At 45.5% G+C, this 22,013-nt stretch carries 19 protein-coding genes; 4 read left to right on the plus strand and 15 right to left on the minus strand.

The window, feature by feature from the left end:
• The first annotated feature begins 531 nt into the window (after positions 1-531).
• Positions 532-906: a hypothetical protein gene (locus R8N47_RS21940; protein WP_064354374.1), complete on the plus strand. Its 375-nt coding sequence runs from the start codon at positions 532-534 to the stop codon at positions 904-906.
• 56 nt (positions 907-962) lie between these two features.
• Here the strand turns inward: R8N47_RS21940 and trpS are convergent, their stop codons facing one another.
• The 5 genes from trpS to nsrR all read right to left on the minus strand — a co-directional run bounded on the left by trpS (position 963) and on the right by nsrR (position 6,752).
• Complete coding sequence (gene trpS / locus R8N47_RS21945; RefSeq protein ID WP_005381398.1) at positions 963-1,979, minus strand: tryptophan--tRNA ligase; 1,017 nt, start codon at positions 1,977-1,979, stop codon at positions 963-965.
• Between the two features lie 116 nt (positions 1,980-2,095).
• The gene (locus tag R8N47_RS21950) at positions 2,096-2,782 is read right to left on the minus strand and encodes a phosphoglycolate phosphatase (RefSeq protein WP_005382834.1); all 687 of its coding nucleotides are present in this window, start codon (positions 2,780-2,782) and stop codon (positions 2,096-2,098) included.
• A gap of 110 nt (positions 2,783-2,892) precedes the next feature.
• Positions 2,893-3,636: a 23S rRNA (guanosine(2251)-2'-O)-methyltransferase RlmB gene (gene rlmB, locus R8N47_RS21955; RefSeq protein WP_064354375.1), complete on the minus strand. Its 744-nt coding sequence runs from the start codon at positions 3,634-3,636 to the stop codon at positions 2,893-2,895.
• A 67-nt stretch (positions 3,637-3,703) separates the two neighbouring features.
• Positions 3,704-6,211, minus strand: coding sequence for a ribonuclease R (gene rnr / locus R8N47_RS21960; RefSeq protein ID WP_017821742.1), 2,508 nt, complete (start codon positions 6,209-6,211; stop codon positions 3,704-3,706).
• 115 nt (positions 6,212-6,326) lie between these two features.
• Positions 6,327-6,752, minus strand: coding sequence for a nitric oxide-sensing transcriptional repressor NsrR (nsrR, locus tag R8N47_RS21965; RefSeq protein ID WP_017633731.1), 426 nt, complete (start codon positions 6,750-6,752; stop codon positions 6,327-6,329).
• Between the two features lie 157 nt (positions 6,753-6,909).
• Here nsrR and hmpA point away from each other — a divergent pair, with 157 nt between their 5' ends.
• The gene (gene hmpA, locus R8N47_RS21970; RefSeq protein ID WP_025768792.1) at positions 6,910-8,094 is read left to right on the plus strand and encodes an NO-inducible flavohemoprotein; all 1,185 of its coding nucleotides are present in this window, start codon (positions 6,910-6,912) and stop codon (positions 8,092-8,094) included.
• Positions 8,095-8,174: 80 nt separating this feature from the next.
• On the opposite strand, the gene motX is transcribed toward hmpA, so the two are convergent.
• Together motX and R8N47_RS21980 are read right to left on the minus strand one after the other, a co-directional pair.
• Entirely contained in the window at positions 8,175-8,810 is a 636-nt protein-coding gene (motX, locus tag R8N47_RS21975) for a flagellar protein MotX (RefSeq protein WP_005381388.1), read from the minus strand.
• 216 nt (positions 8,811-9,026) lie between these two features.
• A complete protein-coding gene (locus R8N47_RS21980) occupies positions 9,027-10,343 on the minus strand; it encodes an adenylosuccinate synthase (RefSeq protein WP_005381385.1) in 1,317 nt (438 codons plus the stop codon).
• Between the two features lie 172 nt (positions 10,344-10,515).
• Here R8N47_RS21980 and R8N47_RS21985 point away from each other — a divergent pair, with 172 nt between their 5' ends.
• Positions 10,516-10,701, plus strand: coding sequence for a DUF2065 domain-containing protein (locus tag R8N47_RS21985; RefSeq protein WP_005381383.1), 186 nt, complete (start codon positions 10,516-10,518; stop codon positions 10,699-10,701).
• Between the two features lie 64 nt (positions 10,702-10,765).
• Here R8N47_RS21985 and hflC read toward each other — a convergent pair whose 3' ends face one another.
• The 8 genes from hflC to tsaE all read right to left on the minus strand — a co-directional run bounded on the left by hflC (position 10,766) and on the right by tsaE (position 19,913).
• Entirely contained in the window at positions 10,766-11,746 is a 981-nt protein-coding gene (gene hflC, locus R8N47_RS21990; protein ID WP_005381382.1) for a protease modulator HflC, read from the minus strand.
• A gap of 2 nt (positions 11,747-11,748) precedes the next feature.
• The gene (gene hflK, locus R8N47_RS21995; protein ID WP_005381381.1) at positions 11,749-12,954 is read right to left on the minus strand and encodes an FtsH protease activity modulator HflK; all 1,206 of its coding nucleotides are present in this window, start codon (positions 12,952-12,954) and stop codon (positions 11,749-11,751) included.
• Positions 12,955-12,999: 45 nt separating this feature from the next.
• The gene (gene hflX / locus R8N47_RS22000; protein ID WP_005381380.1) at positions 13,000-14,289 is read right to left on the minus strand and encodes a ribosome rescue GTPase HflX; all 1,290 of its coding nucleotides are present in this window, start codon (positions 14,287-14,289) and stop codon (positions 13,000-13,002) included.
• Positions 14,290-14,327: 38 nt separating this feature from the next.
• Complete coding sequence (gene hfq / locus R8N47_RS22005; RefSeq protein ID WP_005381379.1) at positions 14,328-14,591, minus strand: RNA chaperone Hfq; 264 nt, start codon at positions 14,589-14,591, stop codon at positions 14,328-14,330.
• 194 nt (positions 14,592-14,785) lie between these two features.
• A complete protein-coding gene (miaA, locus tag R8N47_RS22010; protein WP_005381378.1) occupies positions 14,786-15,718 on the minus strand; it encodes a tRNA (adenosine(37)-N6)-dimethylallyltransferase MiaA in 933 nt (310 codons plus the stop codon).
• A complete protein-coding gene (gene mutL / locus R8N47_RS22015) occupies positions 15,715-17,727 on the minus strand; it encodes a DNA mismatch repair endonuclease MutL (protein WP_054575295.1) in 2,013 nt (670 codons plus the stop codon). The genes miaA and mutL overlap by 4 nt, the downstream gene beginning before the upstream one ends.
• Positions 17,728-17,745: 18 nt before the next feature.
• Complete coding sequence (locus tag R8N47_RS22020) at positions 17,746-19,455, minus strand: N-acetylmuramoyl-L-alanine amidase (RefSeq protein ID WP_005381374.1); 1,710 nt, start codon at positions 19,453-19,455, stop codon at positions 17,746-17,748.
• Positions 19,449-19,913 carry a tRNA (adenosine(37)-N6)-threonylcarbamoyltransferase complex ATPase subunit type 1 TsaE gene (gene tsaE, locus R8N47_RS22025; protein ID WP_005381372.1) on the minus strand — a complete coding sequence of 155 codons (465 nt, stop codon included), beginning with the start codon at positions 19,911-19,913 and terminating at the stop codon, positions 19,449-19,451. Before tsaE ends, R8N47_RS22020 begins: the two co-directional genes overlap by 7 nt.
• Positions 19,914-20,189: 276 nt before the next feature.
• On the opposite strand from tsaE, the gene queG reads away from it, so the two are divergent.
• Positions 20,190-21,317 (plus strand): tRNA epoxyqueuosine(34) reductase QueG, encoded by a 1,128-nt coding sequence (queG, locus tag R8N47_RS22030; protein ID WP_064354376.1) that lies wholly within the window; start codon positions 20,190-20,192, stop codon positions 21,315-21,317.
• The last annotated feature ends 696 nt before the right edge of the window (positions 21,318-22,013 follow it).

Consider the following 22,013-nt stretch of genomic DNA (forward strand, 5'->3'; position numbering starts at 1 on the left):
ATTTATGTAAATGCAAACTTAGCTCTGGTTAGAGCCTGCCATTTGCGTCTACTATCAGGTTTATTTATGAAATAAATAAGAATGAGTAATTAAAGCCGTGAAATGAATCACATGTGAATATAAGAAAATATGCCAGAGCATCCCATTCAAACATTTTTTGTAATAAATACAGAGCGCTATTGATAAACAAGTCAGAATTTAGATTGATTACTCAGTTTACTTTTTCACTTCATGTTAAGGAGTAGAAAATACATCACTTGTTGAGTTGCTTATTAACCCAACCGTTCCTGTTACAAATAAAAAATATAATTAGTCACTAATTTAGAATGCTTTAATTTTCACTTGTATCACTGTTCAAGCCCAAGAATCTATTACTCGCTTCGTTCTCTCTTATACAGGCCCCTCATACTTCAAAGTTTTCATGATTTATTCAATAACTTTTCATTACTCACTAGCCAAAAACATACACAAAAGATATAACACCTGCGCGAGACAATAAGATCTCATTAGCTGTAAACCCAGGAACGACAAATGAAAACAATTCAACGCAGTGTGCTAGCTCTCTCCCTACTTGGCTTGATAGCGGGGTGTCAGTTGACCGCCAGTGAGCCACTTCAACCTACGGCGAATCAAGACATCATCGAATCAGCCAAAAATGAACTGGATGGTATTGAAGAGCTAGAAGTCAGTGACGAGGGTGTTATTACCTTTACTCAGCGTCTAAGAACGCCAGGAACCTACTGGATTCCAGCGAGAATTAAAGAACTCAGCTACGATATATCATGCGTACAGCTTAGTTACTTCATTGATAGAGGCATGGTTGTGAAGTCTGCCTTTCTAGGAGCTCGAGGACGTGTTGAATATTACGACATGGAACGCTGTATGAAAGACACACCATTTCAGTAATACAGGCATAAAAAAAGCTCCACCAAAGTGGAGCTTTTCGTATTCGTTCTTAGCAACTATGGGCGAGCTACAAAACCTACTGCTTCGTATGCTTTCTTAAGCGTTTCAGCCGCTCGTGCCGAGGCTTTCTCAGCGCCTTGCTGCATTACCTCGTCCATGTAAGCACGATCAGCGCGAATACGGTGATATTCTGCTTGAATTGGCTCAAGCATTGCTACAACTGCCTCACCAACATCTTTCTTAAATGGGCCATACATTTCTACGCCTTGGTACTTCGCTTCAATCTCTTCGAAGCTCATGCCTGTCGCCGCAGAGTACAGACCCATTAGGTTAGCAATGCCCGCCTTGTTCTCGATATCATGACGGATACTTGGTGGCGTTTCGGTATCGGTTTGCGCTTTGTTGATCTTCTTAAGGATCGACTTAGGCTCTTCCAGCAGCGTGATAACGTTCTTACGGTTGTCATCAGATTTAGACATCTTCTTCGTTGCGTCTTGAAGGCTCATTACACGCGCATTTACTGTCGGAATGTAAGGCTCTGGAACTTGGAAGATTGGCTGCTCTGGCGAGTAAATATTGTTGAAACGCGTTGCGATATCGCGCGCTAATTCTAGATGTTGCTTCTGGTCACTGCCTACAGGTACTTGGTGCGCACCGTAAAGCAAAATGTCAGCAGCCATCAACACCGGGTAGTCAAATAGACCGACGTTTACGTCATTCGCGTAACGTGCCGATTTGTCTTTAAACTGAGTCATACGGCTCAGCTCACCCATTTGAGTGTAGCAGTTAAGAAGCCAACCTAATTGAGCATGCTCTGGTACATGTGACTGAACAAATAGCGTGCTCTTCTTCGGGTCAACACCAACTGCCAGACAAATTGCCAGTGCGTCTAGAGTTGCTTCATGCAGCGCTTTAGGGTCCTGACGAACCGTAATCGCGTGAAGGTCTACCACACAATATTGGCAATCATAATCGTCTTGCATCTGCTGCCATTGACGTAGAGCACCCAAGTAGTTACCGATACTTAGTTCACCTGAAGGTTGAACACCACTCAATACAATGGGTTTGCTCATTAGAATGATTCCTTTGACTTCTTAATCTAATTAAATGAAAAAAACCGTGCAGTAATAGGTGCACGGTTTACTCAGTGTACTCATTAACGAGTATTTTGGAAGCTCTTTTGTAGCCGTTATGCAGAAACCGCTACAACGTCCAATAATTCTGCCAAACTGTCAGCGACGAAATCTGGATTTGATGCTGAAATAGGTTCACCGTGGTTGTAACCATATGTCAGACCAAATGAGGCACAGCCTGCATTCTTTGCTGCGAGAATGTCGTTTTTCGAGTCGCCAACCATCAGCATTTCACTTGGTTGGATTTGGTGCTTTTCCATTAGCCAGTTCAATGCTACTGGGTTTGGTTTTTTCTCTGGGAATGCATCACCGCCAAGGACATCAACGAAGTATTTTGCGATGTCGTGCTTTTCCAAAACGTCAGGCACAAACTTTGAAGGTTTGTTAGTCACCAACGCCATAACAAAGCCCGCTTTGTGCAGCTCTGCTAGTGTCTCTTTTACCGTTGGGTAAAGATGACTTAGCTTGTGACCGCTTTGCTCGTAGTAATCATCAAACAATACACGCGCTTTAGCACGAAGCTCTTCACTCAGCTCTGGGTTGATGGTCAGGCTTTGGCTTAATGAGCGACCAATAAGCACGTCTGCGCCGTTACCCACGTAATCACGAACTTGTTCTTCTGAAACCGATGGAAAGCCAAGCGCCTGTACTGCTTGGTCTGCCGCGACAGCTAGATCTGGCACGCTATCAAGCAAAGTGCCATCTAGATCGAAGGCGATGAATTTAATGTCTTGTTGAGTCATAACTTCCCTGAGGATTTTTATTTATAAATCGGTGAAAACGACAAAGGATGGCACCCCATCCTTTGTTTTTATCATTATGTCTGATTCGACAGTAACTGTTTGTTTCGTCGTTACTTTGCAGCAATACGCTGACGAACTGCCTCAAACAAACAGATGCCGGATGCCACAGATACGTTCAAGCTTGAAACGCTACCAGCCATTGGGATCTTAATCAAATCGTCGCAGGTTTCACGAGTCAGACGACGCATACCGTCACCTTCTGCCCCCATTACGATAGCAAGGGGTCCAGTCAGTTTGGCTTGGTAGATGTCGTGCGTTGCTTCACCCGCAGTACCAACAAACCAGATGCCTTTCTCTTGCAATGTACGCATAGTACGAGCCAAGTTCGTTACTCGGATCAATGGTACGACTTCAGCTGCACCACAAGCGACTTTACTTACCGTCGCATTCATTGGCGCAGAACGATCTTTCGGTACGATGATCGCCGCAGCACCTGCCGCATCTGCGTTACGTAAACACGCACCAAGATTGTGTGGATCGGTCACTCCGTCTAACACTAATAGCAGTGGTGATTCGTGCTGCGCCAGGATGTCATCTATATCGTTCTCATTCAGCTGCTTCGCTGGTTTCACACGAGCGATGATGCCTTGGTGATTTGCACCGCGCGCTTTGTCATCCAAAGTTCTACGTGTCATCTGCTGAATAGAAACACCACAAACCTGAAGATCATTTAGGATTGGCATTAGGCGATCATCTTGACGACCTTTTAAAACGTACGCCTCGATAAAACGCTCTGGTTCGCGCTCCAATACCGCCTTCACTGCGTGAATGCCGTAGATAAATTCGTTACTCATTGTTTAACCTGTTGTTCTGGTCGTATTGCCTGCGCCAACCGAGTTTGAACTAAGTTGGCGCTTCAACCTACTGCGCTTCTTTTTTAGTGCGCTTGGTTTTCTTCGGCTTACTGTGCGGCTTCTTTTTACGTGCTTTTTTCACTTTAGGCTTCTCGTTGCCTTCGGCGTCACCACGTTTTGGGCCATTACGCTTACTCGTTGCGCCCGTTTCTTCTGGGCGTTTAGTTGGCTCTATCGCAGGAACTGCACGAGCCGCGCCACCTTCTTTCGATGAAGAGCGAGTCGCAGCACGTTTTTTATCTTTCGCTTTGCGTTTTGCTTCCGCTGCGCGTTTCTTCGCAGTCTTACCTTCGCCGCGTAGCTTACGACTTGTTTCGACCAATTCAAAGTCAATTTGCTTATCATCGAGGTTAACAGCCAGTACTTTTACTTTTACTGCATCACCTAAGCGGTAGATGTTACCGAAACTTTCACCAATAAGTCGTTGACCAATCGGGTCAAATTGATAGTAGTCGTTCGCAAGGGTAGAAATATGCACCAAACCATCGATGTGCAAATCCGTTAAACGTACAAAGAAGCCAAAGCTAGTGACATTAGCAATAACACCGTCTAGTTCGTCACCGACGTGGTCTTGCATATATTCACACTTCAGCCAATCCGCAACATCACGTGTTGCATCATCAGCACGGCGCTCTGTCATCGAACATTGTTCGCCGTAAAAATCCATGTCGTCAAACGAGTAATGATAGCCACCTGTTGGTGTCCAGCGATCTTGATTACGACCTTCTTCTTTAGCAATCAGATACTTGATTGCACGGTGAAGTAACAAGTCAGGGTAACGACGAATTGGCGACGTAAAGTGCGCATAGCGTTTCAATGCCAACCCAAAGTGCCCCGCGTTATCTGCGTTGTATACCGCTTGCTTCATTGAGCGTAGCAGCATGGTCTGAATCAACTCTTGATCTTGACGCCCGGAGATTTGACGTGCGAGATCAGCATAGTCCGTTGGTGAAGGCTCTAAACCACCTTTTAGCTCAAGACCAAGTTCACTTAAGAAGTCACGGAAACCTTGCAGGCGTAATTCACCTGGAGATTCGTGGATACGATAAAGCGCGGGCTCTTTCGCTTTTTCTACCAGCGATGCCGAAGCAATGTTGGCTAAAATCATACATTCTTCGATGATCTTATGCGCGTCATTACGAATTACTGGCTCAATACTTTCGATTTTGCGTTCCGCATTGAAAATAAATTTGGTTTCAACGGTTTCAAATTCGATTGCACCGCGTTGATCTCGTGCTTCTTTCAGCACTTTGTACATCTTGTGCAACTCTTCTAGATGAGAAACAAGCGGCTGGTAGCGCTCACGTAGTTCTTCATCCCCTTCTAGAATCGCGCTCACTTTGCTATATGTGAGACGAGCGTGCGAGTTCATCACCGCCTCGTAATGCTTGTAACCAGACAGCTTACCTGTATCGGAAATGGTCATTTCGCACACCATACACAAGCGATCTACTTGCGGGTTAAGCGAACATAGACCGTTCGACAGTACTTCTGGCAACATCGGCACAACTTGCGACGGGAAATATACTGAGTTACCACGATTGATCGCTTCTTTGTCCAACGCAGAGTCAGGACGAACGTAGTAACTGACGTCAGCAATCGCTACCCATAAACGCCAACCACCTTCTTTGTTCTTTTCACAGTAAACGGCATCATCAAAGTCTCGTGCGTCTTCGCCGTCAATGGTCACTAGTGGCAAATCACGTAGATCCACACGACCAACTTTCGCTTCTTCTGGTACTTCTTCGCCTAAGTTTTCGATTTGTTTATCGACGGCTTCTGGCCATTCGTGAGGGATTTGGTGTGTACGAATCGCAATTTGTGTTTCCATACCTGGTGCCATATTTTCACCAAGGACTTCAACCACTTTACCCATCATGCCGCGTGAGCGTGAGCCACGATCAGTAATTTCAATTACGACTACGTTACCCATGCGTGCACCCGCTTTGTGCTCATTTGGGATCAGGATATCTTGGCTGATACGCGAGTCATCTGGGACAACATAGGAGTATCCATATTCAAGGAAGAAACGACCAACGATTTGATCATTGCGCTCCTCTAGCACACGCACCAAACGTCCTTCACGGCGGCCGCGCTTGCTGTTGTCTGTCGGTTGCACTAAGACAAAATCACCGTGGATGATGTTCTTCATCTGATGGTGCGGTAACAGAATATCATCATCCTTGCCGACGCTGCCTTCTGGACGTACCCAACCATGGCCATCACGATGACCAATCACGTAACCTTTCACCATTTCAAGTTTTTCAGGCAATGCATAGCACTGACGGCGGGTAAACACCAGTTGGCCATCTCGCTCCATCGCACGTAGCCGACGACGCAACCCTTCGTATTGCTCTTCGCCCTCAAGCTTTAGTGCCTCAAACAAGTCGTTACGATTCATTGGAACGCCCGCTTGCTCTAGAAACTCGATGATAAACTCTCGGCTTGGAATTGGATTTTCGTAATTTTTGGATTCACGATCTGCAAAAGGATCGTTTGGAATATTGTCTGACATAGGCACGCCTATCTAGCAAGGAAGGTATATGGCTAGTATATCTGAGTCTCTCGATAAGCTACAGAATTGCTTTGAAAAAAGAATGATCGAGATCGACTCTAGGCATGCAAATGAGTTAAGGACGAGCCAGCAAGATCAAAAGTTCAGAATTGTCACTGAGCAAGGATTCAATCGTGCAGTTATCCAACTCCGCCAGAAAGGCACTTTTTGCTTTCGCCAATTTATCTTTGAGGCGGCAAGCAGGGGTAATATGGCAAAAATCCACACCACAGTTGACTAAATCTAACGGCTCTAAATCGCGCACAACACCACCGACTGTGATTTCAGACGCTGGCTTCATCAGCCGGATACCACCGTTTTTTCCGCGCACGGTATGGACATAACCCAACTGTCCTAACCGATTGATAACTTTAACCATATGGTTGCGCGACACACCAAATAAATCCGTCACTTCGGTAATGCTGGTTAACTCATCTTCCGGCAACGAAGCCAAGAAAATTAAGGTTCTCAACGCATAATCAGTGAAACTAGTTAACTGCATACTCTCTCCCAAAGTGCGACTCAATAACCCGCTGGTGATGCTAAAACCCCAAACTTGAGCTATCGATAAAAGTGTAAATCTTTTCTTGATCGAAAGATACATTTGAGATACAACTTTAAACATGCATTATAAATACAACTTAAAGTAGGAAGCCCTTATGCTCAGCAATCAAACTATCGAGATCGTCAAAGCGACCGCACCACTCATCGCCGAAACAGGACCAAAACTGACCGCGCACTTTTACGAGCGTATGTTTACTCATAACCCTGAGTTGAAAGATATTTTTAACATGAGTAACCAGCGTAACGGCGATCAGCGTGAAGCATTATTCAACGCTATCTGTGCCTATGCTGCCAATATTGAAAATTTGCCAGCTCTGCTTGGCGCAGTAGAGAAAATTGCGCATAAGCACACGAGCTTTTTGATCACAGAAGATCAGTACCAAATCGTTGGTAAGCATTTACTTGCGACAATCGATGAGCTTTTTAATCCAGGTCAAGAGGTGTTGGATGCTTGGGCTGAGGCTTACGGCGTACTTGCGAATGTATTTATTCAGCGCGAAGAACAAATTTACCAACAAAATGAAGCTTTGGAAGGCGGCTGGCGCGGTCTACGCGAATTTGAATTAGTCGATAAAAAGATTGAGAGCGAACACATTTGCAGCTTTGTGCTAAAGCCAACCGATGGTCAAAAAGTGGCGCCGTATAAACCGGGACAATACCTTGGCATCTACATCAACAGTGACCAGTTAGAAAACCAAGAAATTCGCCAATATAGCCTGTCTTCTGCGGTCCAAGAGAACACCTACCGTATCTCAGTAAAACGTGAAGAAGGCGGAAAAGTGTCGAACTACCTGCACGATAGCCTGAACATTGGCGAAAAAGTGCAGCTTGCAGCCCCTGCCGGTGATTTCTTTATGGATGCCGAACCACAAACACCCGTTGTTCTAATTTCTGCTGGTGTGGGACTTACTCCAACGCTGTCAATGCTAGAAAGTCTCTCAGCACATCAAGCACCTGTAACTTGGGTTCATGCAACCGAAAATGGCCAACAGCATGCTTTCAAGCAACACGTAAACCAACTCGTTGCAGAAAAAGAAAATATGAACGCGCTCGTTTGGTATAACCAACCAACGGCAGAAGACAAGCTAGGTGAAGACTTCCACTTCACGGGCTTTGTCAATCTGTATGAAATTGAAGCTGCATTAAAGCAAGATAACGTGCAGGTGTACTTCTGTGGTCCTGTAGGATTTATGCAGCACGTAGCGAAACAGCTATTAGAACTTGGCGTACCAGAAGAGCAATTCCATTACGAATGCTTCGGTCCACACAAAGTGGTTTAAGCGCTACCAACTATCGGGAAAACAACAAAGCCCACGTGACGTGGGCTTTGTTGTATGAAGTTGTTTGCAATATTGAAGCGTTACCAAAAGGTGTCTCGCCGTTTAGCTCGAGCAATAACGTTTTGTGGCATGCGCTGTTCAAGGCCGTTTCTCAATACAGTTATGCGCTTATGCTGCCGCTTATCTGCTGTGACAGAGTTATATAACCAACGATACGCATCTTCGTAATCGAGTGGACTGCCATAATCACGTAAAAGCAACTCGGCCAGATGAATACGCGCGTTTAGGTTTCCCATTGACGCAGCTTCTCGCAAATATGGAATTGCACGTTCTTTATCTTGCTGTACTAAAGTGCCACGCGAATAGTATCGGCCAATCTGCTCTAGTGCAGCTGGTAACCCCTGATGCGCTGCATTTTCGATGTAGTAAAGACCCAGTTCGACATCTTGCTCGACACACACCCCCCAAGCCAACATATCTCCGTACAGAAATTCATAAGCGGGTAAGTTAATTCGAGTCGCACGAGCTACGATATCCTCCACCAGCTGGCAGTTATCAGCGCGCACACGTTGTAAGTGCTTATTTTGCTCAATAAGCTTTATCAGCTCTGCTTCGGTATAGATCGGAACTGGTGCCCCCACATCAGCAACATTGGCTTTCACTGTGGTAGCAACCAAGGTCAACAACAGTGAAGCAGCCACTGTTCGTAACTTCATAAACGTACCCTTAAGGTATCTAAGAAACCAAAGATCGGTGAAGGATCTCCTCTGCTTGATAACCTTATCGGCAAAAAACAGCTAAGCTTTAGACAATTTTTGCCTCTGATTTAGGCTCAGCGGCAAAAGCTTGCCATATGAGAGTCACGCTGTTTTTGTTCAGATACAAAAAAGCCGACCATAAGGTCGGCTTTTGCAATCTTTAACGGCTATCAATTAAGCTTCGAATGGGTGAACTTTGATGATAGTTTCGTTACGGTCAGGACCTGTAGAGATGATGTCTACTGGAACGCCAGTTAGCTCTTCAATACGCTTGATGTAGTCAAGAGCGGCTTGTGGTAGAGCATCTAGTGACTTAGCACCAAATGTGTTCTCAGACCAACCAGGCATTGTTTCGTAGATTGGCGTTGCTTTTTCGAATGCTTCAGCAGCCATCGGAGAAACTTCTAGCACAGAGCCATCTTCCATCTTGTAACCAGTACAGATTTTTAGCTCTTCTAGACCATCTAGTACGTCTAGTTTAGTTAGACAGAAACCAGATACAGAGTTGATTTGGATTGCACGACGCATAGCAACAGCATCGAACCAACCTGTACGACGTAGACGACCAGTTGTCGCACCGAACTCGTGGCCAACTTCACCTAAGTGCTTACCAATTGGATCTTGCTTATCTAAACCGTCGTATAGTTCAGTCGGGAATGGACCAGCACCAACGCGAGTACAGTACGCTTTTGCGATACCCAAGATGTAACCGATGTGACGAGGACCAAAACCAGAACCTGCAGCAACACCACCAGCAGTCGTGTTAGAAGACGTTACGTACGGGTAAGTACCGTGGTCGATATCAAGTAGTGTACCTTGTGCACCTTCGAACATGATCTTGTCGCCGCGCTTACGTGCTGCGTCTAGTTCGTCAGTTACGTCGATAACCATTGACGTTAGTAGTTCAGCGTAGCCTTTAGCTTGCTCAAGTACTTCTTCGTAGCTTACTGGCTCCGCTTTGTAGAAGTTAACTAGTTGGAAGTTATGGAACTCCATGACTTCTTTTAGCTTCTCTGCGAAAGTCGCCATATCGAATAGGTCGCCAACGCGTAGACCGCGACGAGCAACTTTATCTTCGTATGCTGGACCGATACCACGACCAGTAGTACCGATAGCTTTTTTACCGCGAGCGATTTCGCGAGCTTGGTCCATTGCAACGTGGTAAGGAAGAATTAGCGGACATGCTTCAGAAATGAAAAGACGCTCGCGTACTGGAATACCGCGCTCTTCAAGAGGCTTCATTTCTTTAAGTAGAGCTTCAGGTGATAGTACAACACCGTTACCGATAACACATTTTACGTTATCGCGAAGGATACCTGATGGAATTAAGTGAAGAACGGTTTTTTCACCGTCAATTACGAGAGTGTGACCTGCGTTGTGACCGCCTTGGTAGCGTACCACGTATTTTGCATCTTCAGTTAAAAGGTCTACGATTTTACCTTTACCTTCGTCACCCCATTGGGTGCCTAGAACGACTACGTTATTTCCCATCTTTCCAAGTCTGATTGCTAGTTAAAAATGGATTCTAGCACCGAATCACGCTTCTTGCAGTCATTTTTTGTTCACAGAGTTGCTACCAGAATGTCATCTTGCCGCTTTGTTCATTTTGAAATCAGCATATCACTGATAGTATTTAGCTTTCTCTATTCGACTGGAAAGCGCTATGTCTGAATCCATATGGTTGGCGATTGGGCTCGTCTTGATCGTGGAAGGCATTGGGCCACTGATTGCTCCTAACGGTTGGCGGAATATGGTGGCTCAATTAAGTGAACAACCCAACAATCAGCTACGACGCATCGGTGGCTGCCTAGTAGTTGCTGGAGCCGTCATCGCCATCATGATGAGCTAGCACTTAGCATCAGATACAAAAAAAGGCTCCCTAAGGAGCCTTTTATTTCAATGAGACGCGGAGATTATTTCTCCATGCTGCCCTTCGACTGGTTCATGTATTGGAAGAACTCACTCTTCGGATCAAGCACCAGAATATCGCTCTTAGAGCTGAAGGACTTCTCATACGCACGTAGCGAACGTAGGAAGCTAAAGAACTCAGGGTCTTTGTTGTATGCTTCAGCATAAATCTTCGCAGCTTCAGCATCCGCCTCACCTCGTGTCACACGCGCAGTTTTATCAGCTTCAGCTAGAATAGTTGCTACTTCTAGTTCTGCTTGAGCACGAATAACTTCCGCTTTTTCACGACCTTGAGAACGGTGCTTACGAGCAACGGACTCACGCTCCGCACGCATACGACGGTAGATAGACTCACTGATTTCATCAGGCAGGTTGATTTTCTTCATTCGGAAATCAACGACACGAACACCCAAGTCTTTCATTGCGCTTTCACGCGTGTCTTTCAATACTTCAGACATGATTAGGTCGCGTTCACCATCAATCTCAAGCGCCTCACGAGCCGCTTCAGTTGCGACAACATCGGCACTTGCGTCTTCTGGTAGCACATCATCGTTACGTGGACCAGATACGATCTGTTTGATTTCACGAGCACCGATTTCAGAACGAAGCACGTCCGTCACTTTACGCTCAAGTAGTGCCTCTGCCGTTAGCGAGTTACCACCGCCAGTCGCGAGGTAGTAGCGACCAAAATCTTCAATACGCCACTTCACGTAGGTATCAATGATAACGTCTTTTTTCTCAGACGTTACGAAACGGTCTGCACGGCCATCCATTGTTTGGATACGTGCATCAAGTTGTTTCACACGGTCAAACAAAGGCATCTTGAAATGCAGACCAGGCTCGTAAATTCGAGTGATGTCGTTGTTGTCTTTCAAGACACGACCAAATCGAACCACGATACCGCGCTCACCTTCAGGAATCACAAACAAAGACATCAACATTAATGCCAGTGCGATTACCAGTACAGGGATCATTAACTTACGCATTCTTAGTATCTCCCTTGACGTGAACCTGTTGAACGAGACTGCGAGTTCGAAGTGTCTTCTTGTGTACGATCAGACTCAAGTTGAATTTGATCATAGGTTGAAGATGACTTCGATTTACGTTTGGTATCTGCTTTGCCCTCTTGTCCCGCCAACTTATCAATTGGAAGGTAAAGAAGATTGCCGCTTGATTCCGAGTCAATCAACACTTTCGAAGTGCTTGAGTACACCTCTTCCATTGCGTCAATGTACAGACGATCACGCGTTACACCAGGCGCTGCTTGGTATTCTGGTAGTAGTTTTTCGAACTGTGCTACCTGACCAAGAGCCTCGTTAGTGACACGCTCATTGTAACCTTGTGCTTCTTTCTTCAAACGCTCTGCACGACCCGTTGCCTTAGGCAAGATTTCGTTCTTGTATGCTTCAGCTTCACGAATGAAACGCTCTTCATCCTCACGTGCTGCGATTGCATCATCAAACGCATCTTTCACTTGCTCTGGTGGACGAGCAGACTGGAAGTTCACATCAACAAGTACCAGACCCATATCATAGCTATCAATGATTTGGTTCAGTGTTTCTTGCGTAGTTTGACGAATTTGCTGACGACCACTGGTTAGAATGCTATCCATCAATGAGTCACCAATTACTGCACGTAGTGCAGAATCCGTTGCTTGACGCAAGCTGTCGTCTGCATTGGTTACACGGTACAAGTATTTGTATGGGTCAGTCACTCGGTACTGAACATCCATCGCAACTGTTACAACGTTTTCATCTTTGGTCAGCATTAGACCAGATGCACGTAGTGAACGAATCGCTTGTACGTTTACCGCTTCGTACTCATCAATAAAGCGAGGACGCCAGTTAAGACCTGGGTCTACGATACGATCGTATTTACCTAAACGCAGTACAACACCACGCTCTGCTTCACCGATGGTGTAAAAACCAGCGAAGAACCAAACTGCAACAGCAATCAGAGCAATCACGCCAAAGCCAATTGCACTACCACCACCGCCGCCGATTGGAGAACCACCGCCGCCTTTTTTACCAAACTTGCCGCCCAGCTTTTGACTCAGTTTGTTGAACACTTCATCTAAATCTGGCGGACCTTGATCTCGGCCACCAGGACGCTGGCCACCACGATTATTATTACCCCAAGGGTCATTATCGCGGCCATTGTTGCCGTTGTTATTTCCAGGCTCATTCCACGCCATTAGAAAGCTCCATCATTTGATATGACGTTATACTGTAGCAGTCCTTTAAGTGACTATAAAGCCAGTCAAAACTGCCCCTTCTCTTTTTTCAAGTCTAGACCAATCTACTTGCTGCATTCGAATATCGATCAACAAGTTACCATCCTGGTCATATTCCTCACGTTGAATACACTTCATTTGGAAGAAGGTACTACGGAATCGTCCTTGATACTGTGGAGGAATTCGCAACTGATGCTCGACCATTTGTGACGCCAGACGTTCCGTCAGAGCCTCAAACAGGACATCAATGCCCAACCCATCCATTGCTGAAACCCAAACTGCGCGAGGTACGCCTTCCTCGTCTCGTTCTATACGTGGTTTCTGCGAATCTAGATTGTCGATTTTGTTCATGACAACCAGAGTCGGCACTTCATGCGCGTCGATCTCTTCTAGTACTTCATGAACAGCTTGAATATTCTCACGAAAACGCTCATCACTGGCATCAACAACATGTAACAAAATGTCAGCTTCTTGCGTTTCCTGCAAGGTTGCCTTGAAGGCCGCAACCAAGTCGTGTGGCAAATGTCGAATAAAACCAACCGTGTCTGCCAAGATGGCAGGACCAACATCTGCTAACTCTATCTTACGTAAAGTCGGGTCCAAAGTAGCAAATAATTGATCAGCCGCGTACACGCCAGCTTCTGTAATACGGTTGAAGAGTGTCGACTTACCCGCGTTGGTGTAACCCACAAGTGAAACCGTTGGGATTTCAGCTCGATTTCGGGCGCGGCGCCCTTGTTCACGCTGCTTCGCTACTTTGTCTAAGCGTCGCAGGATGGCTTTGATTCTGTCACGCAATAAGCGACGGTCGGTTTCCAGCTGGGTTTCACCCGGGCCACGTAAACCGATACCACCTTTCTGCCTTTCAAGGTGCGTCCAACCACGAATCAAACGAGTAGAGATATGACGAAGTTGAGCCAGCTCTACCTGTAGCTTACCTTCGTGTGTTCGAGCTCGTTGAGCAAAGATATCGAGAATAAGACCAGTGCGGTCGAGAACTCGACATTGGCACAGTGCTTCGAGGTTACGTTCTTGGGCAGGAGAGAGGGCGTGATTAAAAATCACAATTTCGGCACCCGTTGATTGTACCGCTGTAGCAATCTCTTGGGCCTTACCCTCTCCGACATAGTATTTCGGGTGTGGGGATTGACGACTACCAGTTACCACTTGTAGCGCCTCTACCCCAGCAGAAGAAACCAGCATTTCGAACTCAGCCAGATCTTCCCATTCACCTTCTTGCGTGAAGTTGATATGAACAAGTACGGCTCGCTCACCGGATTCATAACGGTCAAACAAGCAATCAACTCCTTATTTTAAAAATACTCGATGAAGAATTAATCTTCTGATTTCTCTTGTGGACGCTCACCTTGTGGACGTTCACCGCTGTGATGGCTCACTGGACGAGCCGGCACAACTGTTGAGATCGCGTGCTTGTACACCATTTGGTTAACAGTATTCTTCAGCAGGATCACAAATTGATCGAATGATTCGATCTGACCTTGTAGTTTAATACCATTCACAAGGTAGATAGATACCGGGATACGCTCACGACGTAGCGCGTTTAGAAATGGGTCTTGTAGAGATTGCCCCTTAGCCATTTTTATTTTCCTTATTTAATTTGTAGTTGTAATTATTTAGCTAGTGGTGCAATGCAAAAGATACGGCTTTTGCATCTGAGCTAAACGAATCAAAAATGCACTCTAAGTAATTAGCAGCATAGTATAAAAACCGCCAACAACAGATCCTTTGAGAGTGCGTTCACGCAAAAACGATCACATTATACACAGCTATGTCAATCAGATGCTATTGCTTCCGACATCGTTTCTAATGCCTGTTCAATGTTCTCGCTATCCAACCAAGTTAAATCATCCCAGCTGCGTAACCAGGTGATTTGACGCTTGGCCAATTGACGAGTCGCGCATACGCCACGAAATACCGCTTCGTCACGTGTACACTCCCCATCTAAATACTCCCACATCTGTCGGTAACCGACGCATCGTATGGAAGGAAGATCGGGGTGAAGATCTTTTCGCGAATGTAACGCTTTCATTTCTTCTTCAAAGCCCGCTTCCATCATCTTCTCGAAACGGAGTTCAATCCGACGGTGAAGTTCTGCCCTATCCTTGGGAGCTATTGCAAACTGCTTGACTCGGTATGGTAGGCTTTCACCTTTCGTTTGAGTCAATTCAGTCAAAGTTTTACCTGAAATGCGAAATACTTCCAATGCCCGAGATAAACGTTGGGGATCATTGGGATGGATTCTCGCGGCTGACACAGGATCAACCTCTTTGAGTTCATCGTGCAACACTGACCAACCTTTAGTCAATGCCTCTTGTTCAATTTGCTGACGAATTTCAGGATTTGCAGCAGGAAGTGGTGATAAACCTTCAAGTAACGCCTTGTAATACAGCATTGTTCCACCCACAAGAAGTGGAATTTTTCCTTCTGCAACAATATCATCCATCGCTTTCAATGCATCTCGACGAAAGTCGGCAACAGAGTAAGATTCACTTGGATCCAAAATATCTATCAAGCGATGAGGCGCCAAACTTAACTCTTTTTCATCCGGTTTCGCCGTACCGATATCCATCCCTTTGTAGATCAAAGCAGAATCAACACTGATGATCTCAATCGGAAATTTTTGACGAAGACGAATCGCCAGCTCAGTTTTTCCTGATGCAGTTGGCCCCATTAAAAATAGCGCCAAAGGTAGTTTATCTGTCATGGTTTTAATTTGGCTATCGTGGCAGAGAAATCAACAGCGGATACGAATTTTGTATCTTCTAATGGCAATTGACCATGTCTTAGCTGTTCAAGTTCCGCAATAATTTGAATGGCTTCAGAAAAAGTATAGTGACTCTTCACTGTCGTGACCTGTAATGCGAGCCAATCTATCAACTCAGACAGCATCTGAGCCGCTGCTATACCTTCGTTCACACAAGATTGCGCGTAAGATAACAGATCTGGTACTAAATTTTGTAAGTTTTGTTGACGCAGCGGAGCTGGGACGCCCATCACCATTAAGGCGTGCTCGTTTCTCGCTTTCAATTGAATACCAAGCAATGCCAAATCTTGTTGATAATCTTGGGCCAGTCTCACTAATTCGGCCTCTAACTTAATAGATAGAGGAACAAGCAGAGGTTGTGCCTTGAGTGCACCATCGCTTGGAGAAAGCTGGCCTTTTACACGATAAAATTCTGCTCTAGGTAACGAGACTAACGCCGCCCCACTGTCACTGCTCATCAAAACAAATTGTTCATCGACCACCATCAGCGCTTTGCCTAATGCAGTAATCGATGGCATTGATGTGTGCGAAGTTATCGTTTGGGGCGCTATTGGAGTGACTGCCTGAGCCTCAAACTCTGGCGTTTTCAACAGCTCGTGATAAGCGCGTACTTCTTGTTTAGTTGGCGCTGGTTCTACGTGGCGCTCTTTACTGTGACTTGGCTTTGGTGCGGGTTTGGATTCCACCCAATCATTACGTTTGAATGACTCCACTACGCGCGCCTCTCGCACGGAGGTTTCACTAGGACCGCTATTACGAGGCTTCACTTCATAATCACTGCGTCCAGGATAAGCCGGTGTACTATCTATCGCTTGATAAACCCGCTCTGGTACTGGTGAAGATGCTGGCTCTTGTACTTTTTCAGGCTCTGGCGAATGCTCAATCTCTTCGGACTCAGTCGGTTCCACGCGATGAAATGCCGATTCATTCACCTGTGGTTTATCAATCACGGCGCTTTGTGAAAGTGCATCCGTCAAAGCTTGATAGATGAAATCATGCACCAAACGAGCTTGGTGGAAACGCACTTCATGCTTAGCAGGGTGAACATTCACATCTACTTGGTGCGGATCTAGCTCAATAAAGAGCACATACGCAGCAAACTGATCTGGCTTTAAGCTCATTTCATAGCTTTGACGAATCGCGTGATTGATTAATTTGTCACGCATCATTCGGCCATTCACATAGCAATATTGTAAATCGCTTTGCTGCCTTGCTCCCTCTGGTGTGGTAATCCACCCATGTAACTTTAACCCTTGATGCTCAAGCTCGATTCTGAGCATATGCCGCACAAACGCATTACCGCAGACAGCAGCAATACGCTTTTCGGTTTGAAGCTGATTTTTCGCCGCGCGATATTGACGGATGATCTTGCCGTTATGACGCACATTGATGGTGACATCAAAGCGGCTTAACGCAATGCGTTTCAATAACTCATCAATATGAGCAAATTCGGTTTTCTCCGTACGAAGAAACTTGCGACGCGCTGGAGTATTAAAAAATAAGTCCAACACCTCAACAGTCGTGCCAATCGGGTGCGCTGCTGGCTTAAGCTTCACCTGCATATCACGCCCTTCGGAGTAGGCACTCCAGGCTTCTTCTTGTGCCGCAGGACGCGACGTGAGCGTCAAACGCGAGACTGAGCTAATACTGGCTAACGCTTCACCGCGAAAACCTAGACTCATAATGGCTTCGAGATCATCTAAGGTATGTATCTTAGATGTCGCATGACGACTGAGCGCTAAGCCAAGTTCATCTTTCGCGATACCTTTTCCGTTATCACGAACACGAATCAGCTTTGCGCCTCCTTTCTCGATATCGATATCGATTCGAGTTGCGCCAGAATCAAGACTATTTTCAACCAGCTCTTTAATCACAGAAGCAGGTCTTTCGACCACTTCCCCTGCGGCGATTTGGTTTGCAAGTCTGGCTGGCAAAATTTTAATCGTCATAATGAGTTAGAAGCTCACCTACTTGTTTGGAATGATCAGGACTTGCCCAACCGCTAGCTGATCAGAGCGTAAGTTATTCGCTTTACGAATGCTCGATACGCTAACGCCGTATTTGGACGCTATTTTGCCAAGGAACTCACCCCGAGAAACCTTGTGCTTACGAATCGGTTTATCTTTTACCGCGACCGTTATCTTCAACTTTTGCCCTACCCACAAGGTATCTGACTTCAAGTTATTCTCTCGGCGGATATCTGAAACCTTCACTTTATAGTGATTCGCAATCTTACCTAAGAACTCACCAGACTTAACCTTGTGCGTAATGGTTTCTGTCTCAACAGTAATCGGTTTACTTGGCACTTTAATCGTACCAGCAGAAGGAATGTTGAGCTTCTGACCAATTGCCAAGCCTGTCGACTTCAAGTTGTTTGCCGACATCAGCGCTTTAGAGCTAAGCCCATATTTGTTCGCGATCACCGATAATGACTCGCCACGCTTTACAATATGTACCATTGGCTTCGCTGAAGGCGAGAACACCGTACCCTCTGGTGGGTTATCTTTTAAGTACTTGACGACCGCCTTAGTGATAGCCTGAGCTAACTTATCTTGGTGCGCTCGTTGAAACAGTAATCGCTCTTCTGTTGGGTTAGAAATAAAGCCCGTTTCCACTAGCACAGACGGAATCTGTGGAGAGCGTAAAACCGCAAGGCTGGTGTTGATCGGTTTGGTGTTATGCAGGTGCGCAACACGTCCCATCTCACCTAGGATTTCTGTTGCCAGCTTATAGCCTTCTTTTTGTGAATGACTAAACTGCAAGTCCAACAAAGTTTGGTTCACGTTACGATCTTTTGTCTTCGTGAAGAACGCATTACCCGAGCCGCCCAATAACTCAGACTGTTTCTCATGGTTCTCGACCCAACGAGCAATTTCGGTATTTGCACGACGAGTATTTAGTACGAAGACCGATCCACCGCGAGGCTTCGGTGAAGTAAACGCATCTGCGTGAATGGAAATCAGCAAGTGCGCATCATTTTCACGAGCAATCGCGACACGACGGTTTAAGTTTACAAAATAATCTCCCGTACGAGTCATGCGCGTTTTAATACCAGGAGTCGCATCGAGCTGAGCAGCAATTTTTCTTGAGATACTCAATACCGCATCTTTCTCGTACTTACGACGTGAAGGGCCAATAGAGCCAGGGTCTTCCCCACCGTGACCAGGGTCGATAACAATTAACACTTCTTGAGCTCGTTGAACTGAACTCATGTCTTTGCTGGCCGCCGCTGGCTTACTCGGTTTAGAGGTCGATGCCTTCTTACCGTGCGGTAAATCAATCACCAAGCGGTGACCATACTGCCCACCTGGTGTTGGGCTTAATTTAAATAATTCCGCTTGAACGCTCTTTTTTAGTTCAAACACCAAACGATAAGTGCCCTTCTCTGGAGGCGAGCTTTTTCGTACCAGTTTTAAAACAGGGCTATCCGTAACAGTAACAGGCAGTTTGGCCTGCATCGTCGTGCTTTTTAAATCCACGACAAGGCGATCCGGCCCTGATAAAGAGAAATAGGAATAGTCAGCTTCCGAGCCTAAATCGATGACAACACGTGTTTCATCAGGTGAAGGCCAAACTCGAAAACTCTTAACGACGTTAGCAAATGCTAAATTGGGGATGAGAAGGAGAAAAGTGGCGACAAACGTCGCCACTACTCTAAAATTTGAAAAACTCAACATAGCTCCAATCGACTGAGTAACTGCACACCATAATCATTATTAGCTGTTAGTTCGGCTACACGTTGCTCACCTTGGTAGCGAATGTTTACATCAAGATCCGGTTGTGGCAGTAAGCCATGCCCTTTTTCAGGCCATTCAACCAAGCAAATCGCATCGTCTGTGAAATAGTCTCGAATCCCCATAAACTCAAGCTCTTCAGGATCCGCAAGACGATAAAGGTCGAAGTGATATACTTGCCACTGATCCAACTGGTACGGTTCGACTAGAGTATAAGTTGGACTTTTCACGTTACCTTGATGACCAAGAGCACGGACAAAACCACGACTAAAGGTTGTTTTACCTGCACCCAAATCACCATGCAGATAAATTGTGGTTTGCTGGGAACAAAGCTGAGCCAAAGCGGTGCCTAGTGCAACCGTTTCATGCTCATCTTTTAAATTGAATTGTTTCGTGCTCATTGATGCTTCTCTAACTAATGATCGTTGACTATATAAAAATCAAAAGAACAGGAATAGTAAACCGTGTTGGTTTTGAGAGACAAGCTTTCAAATGTCATATGTGCGAAAAAAGTATCCAATAAACGGTATCTTAATCATCTTAGTATCGACCTAGATTTAGAATATATGCAAATGACTTCAATAAGCAGTATTCACAACATCAAAAACGTACCTAACTGGGTAGCACCAAAGCCAGAGATCCGTTAAGATCCGCCCCCCTTTATTCCGGTGGTTAACATGAACTACGAACAACTCGCACAACAAATCAAAGTTTGGGGAAAAGAACTCGGCTTCCAAAAAGTTGGGATCTGCGACGTTGATCTGAGTGAACATGAAGCAGCACTACAAAAATGGCTTGATGCAGGCTATCACGGCTCAATGGATTGGATGGCTCGTCACGGTATGATGCGTGCTAGACCCCATGAGCTACTCCCGGGAACCGTTCGCGTTATCAGCGTCCGGATGGACTATCTGCCACCAGAGGCTCAATTCGCTTCGAACCTCGCGAATAAAAGTCATGCCTATATTAGCCGCTACGCACTAGGGCGCGATTATCACAAGCTCGTCAGAAAGCAGCTAAATAAGCTCGGCAAACTTATTGAACAAGAGGTTGGTCAATATGGTTACCGACCTTTCGTTGATTCCGCACCAATATTAGAGCGACCTCTCGCCCAAAAAGCGGGCTTAGGTTGGACAGGGAAACATTCCCTGATTTTAGATCAAGACTGTGGATCGTGGTTCTTTTTAGGTGAACTACTTATCGACTTACCACTACCCGTTGATGAGCCAAGCGTTGATCAGTGCGGTAAATGCAAAGCATGCATTACATCATGCCCAACACAAGCCATCGTTGAAGACAAAGTTGTCGATGCCAGGCGTTGTATCTCTTATCTCACCATCGAGTTCGATGGCGTGATTCCTGAAGAGTTTCGAAAGCCAATGGGTAACCGCATTTATGGTTGTGACGACTGTCAATTGGTTTGCCCATGGAACCGCTACGCCGACATAACGGAGCAAGATGATTTCCACCGTCGTGACAGTTTCAAAAACCCTGACCTCGTCGACATGTTTAACTGGGATGAAGCGACTTTTCTAAAAAATATGGAAGGCTCCGCTATCCGTCGTATTGGTCATATACAGTGGCTACGTAACATCGCTGTCGCACTTGGTAATGCAGAATATAGTCAGCGAATCATAGATGCGCTGGAAAGTCGGCAAGGTGAAAATAAATTACTTGATGAGCACATTAAATGGGCTTTGACAGAGCAACAGAATCAACTCCCCACTGAGAGTAATTCATCTATAGAGACGAAAAAGCAACGCTTAATAAGGATAGTCGAGAAGGGACTGCCGAGAGACGCATAGAGCGTAGTCTATATGCAAGAGATTGAAAGTACTTTTGCATGTTCAATTCATGACCTTGTTCTCAATTTTGTAATGTGGAAAAAAATTTGAGATTCAAGAAAAACAAGCTAGCAGAAAAAAGTTAAACACAGCTCGGAGAAATGACTAGGATCAAAAAAACACCAGTTAATGATCGTATTTTAACGTACTCGATCCAACAAAAAACTTATTTTTTCCTTATATAACAATGAGTTAATTGATATTTCTTTGTTGTTTCCACTTCACTTTAGAGAAAAGATCTTTCTTCCCCATCATAAAAAGTCAAGCTAAAAACACTTTATCAACCAACTTATCCACAGAACGACGTATGTGGATAACTCTGTTAATTAAAGTAGATAAAACACGCGAAGCCTCATCATACTTGTACGTCAGCCGATTCATATCGTGTTTTAAACACAAACGAAATCGTCCGACATCATATGATGCGGATAAAAGTTTAGCTTTTGGGGATTCATGCTTCGCAGCATTATGAAAAGAGCGATGTGATTGGTTGCGAGAAGCAGGCGTTGAATCAAGCGGCGCATCCGTAGACGACTTAACAATTGTATACTAAATAAGTACTCAATCTATCGTCTTGTATTTGGTTGCGGGGGCCGGATTTGAACCGACGACCTTCGGGTTATGAGCCCGACGAGCTACCAAGCTGCTCCACCCCGC

The organism is Vibrio sp. 2132-1, assembly GCF_033344315.1.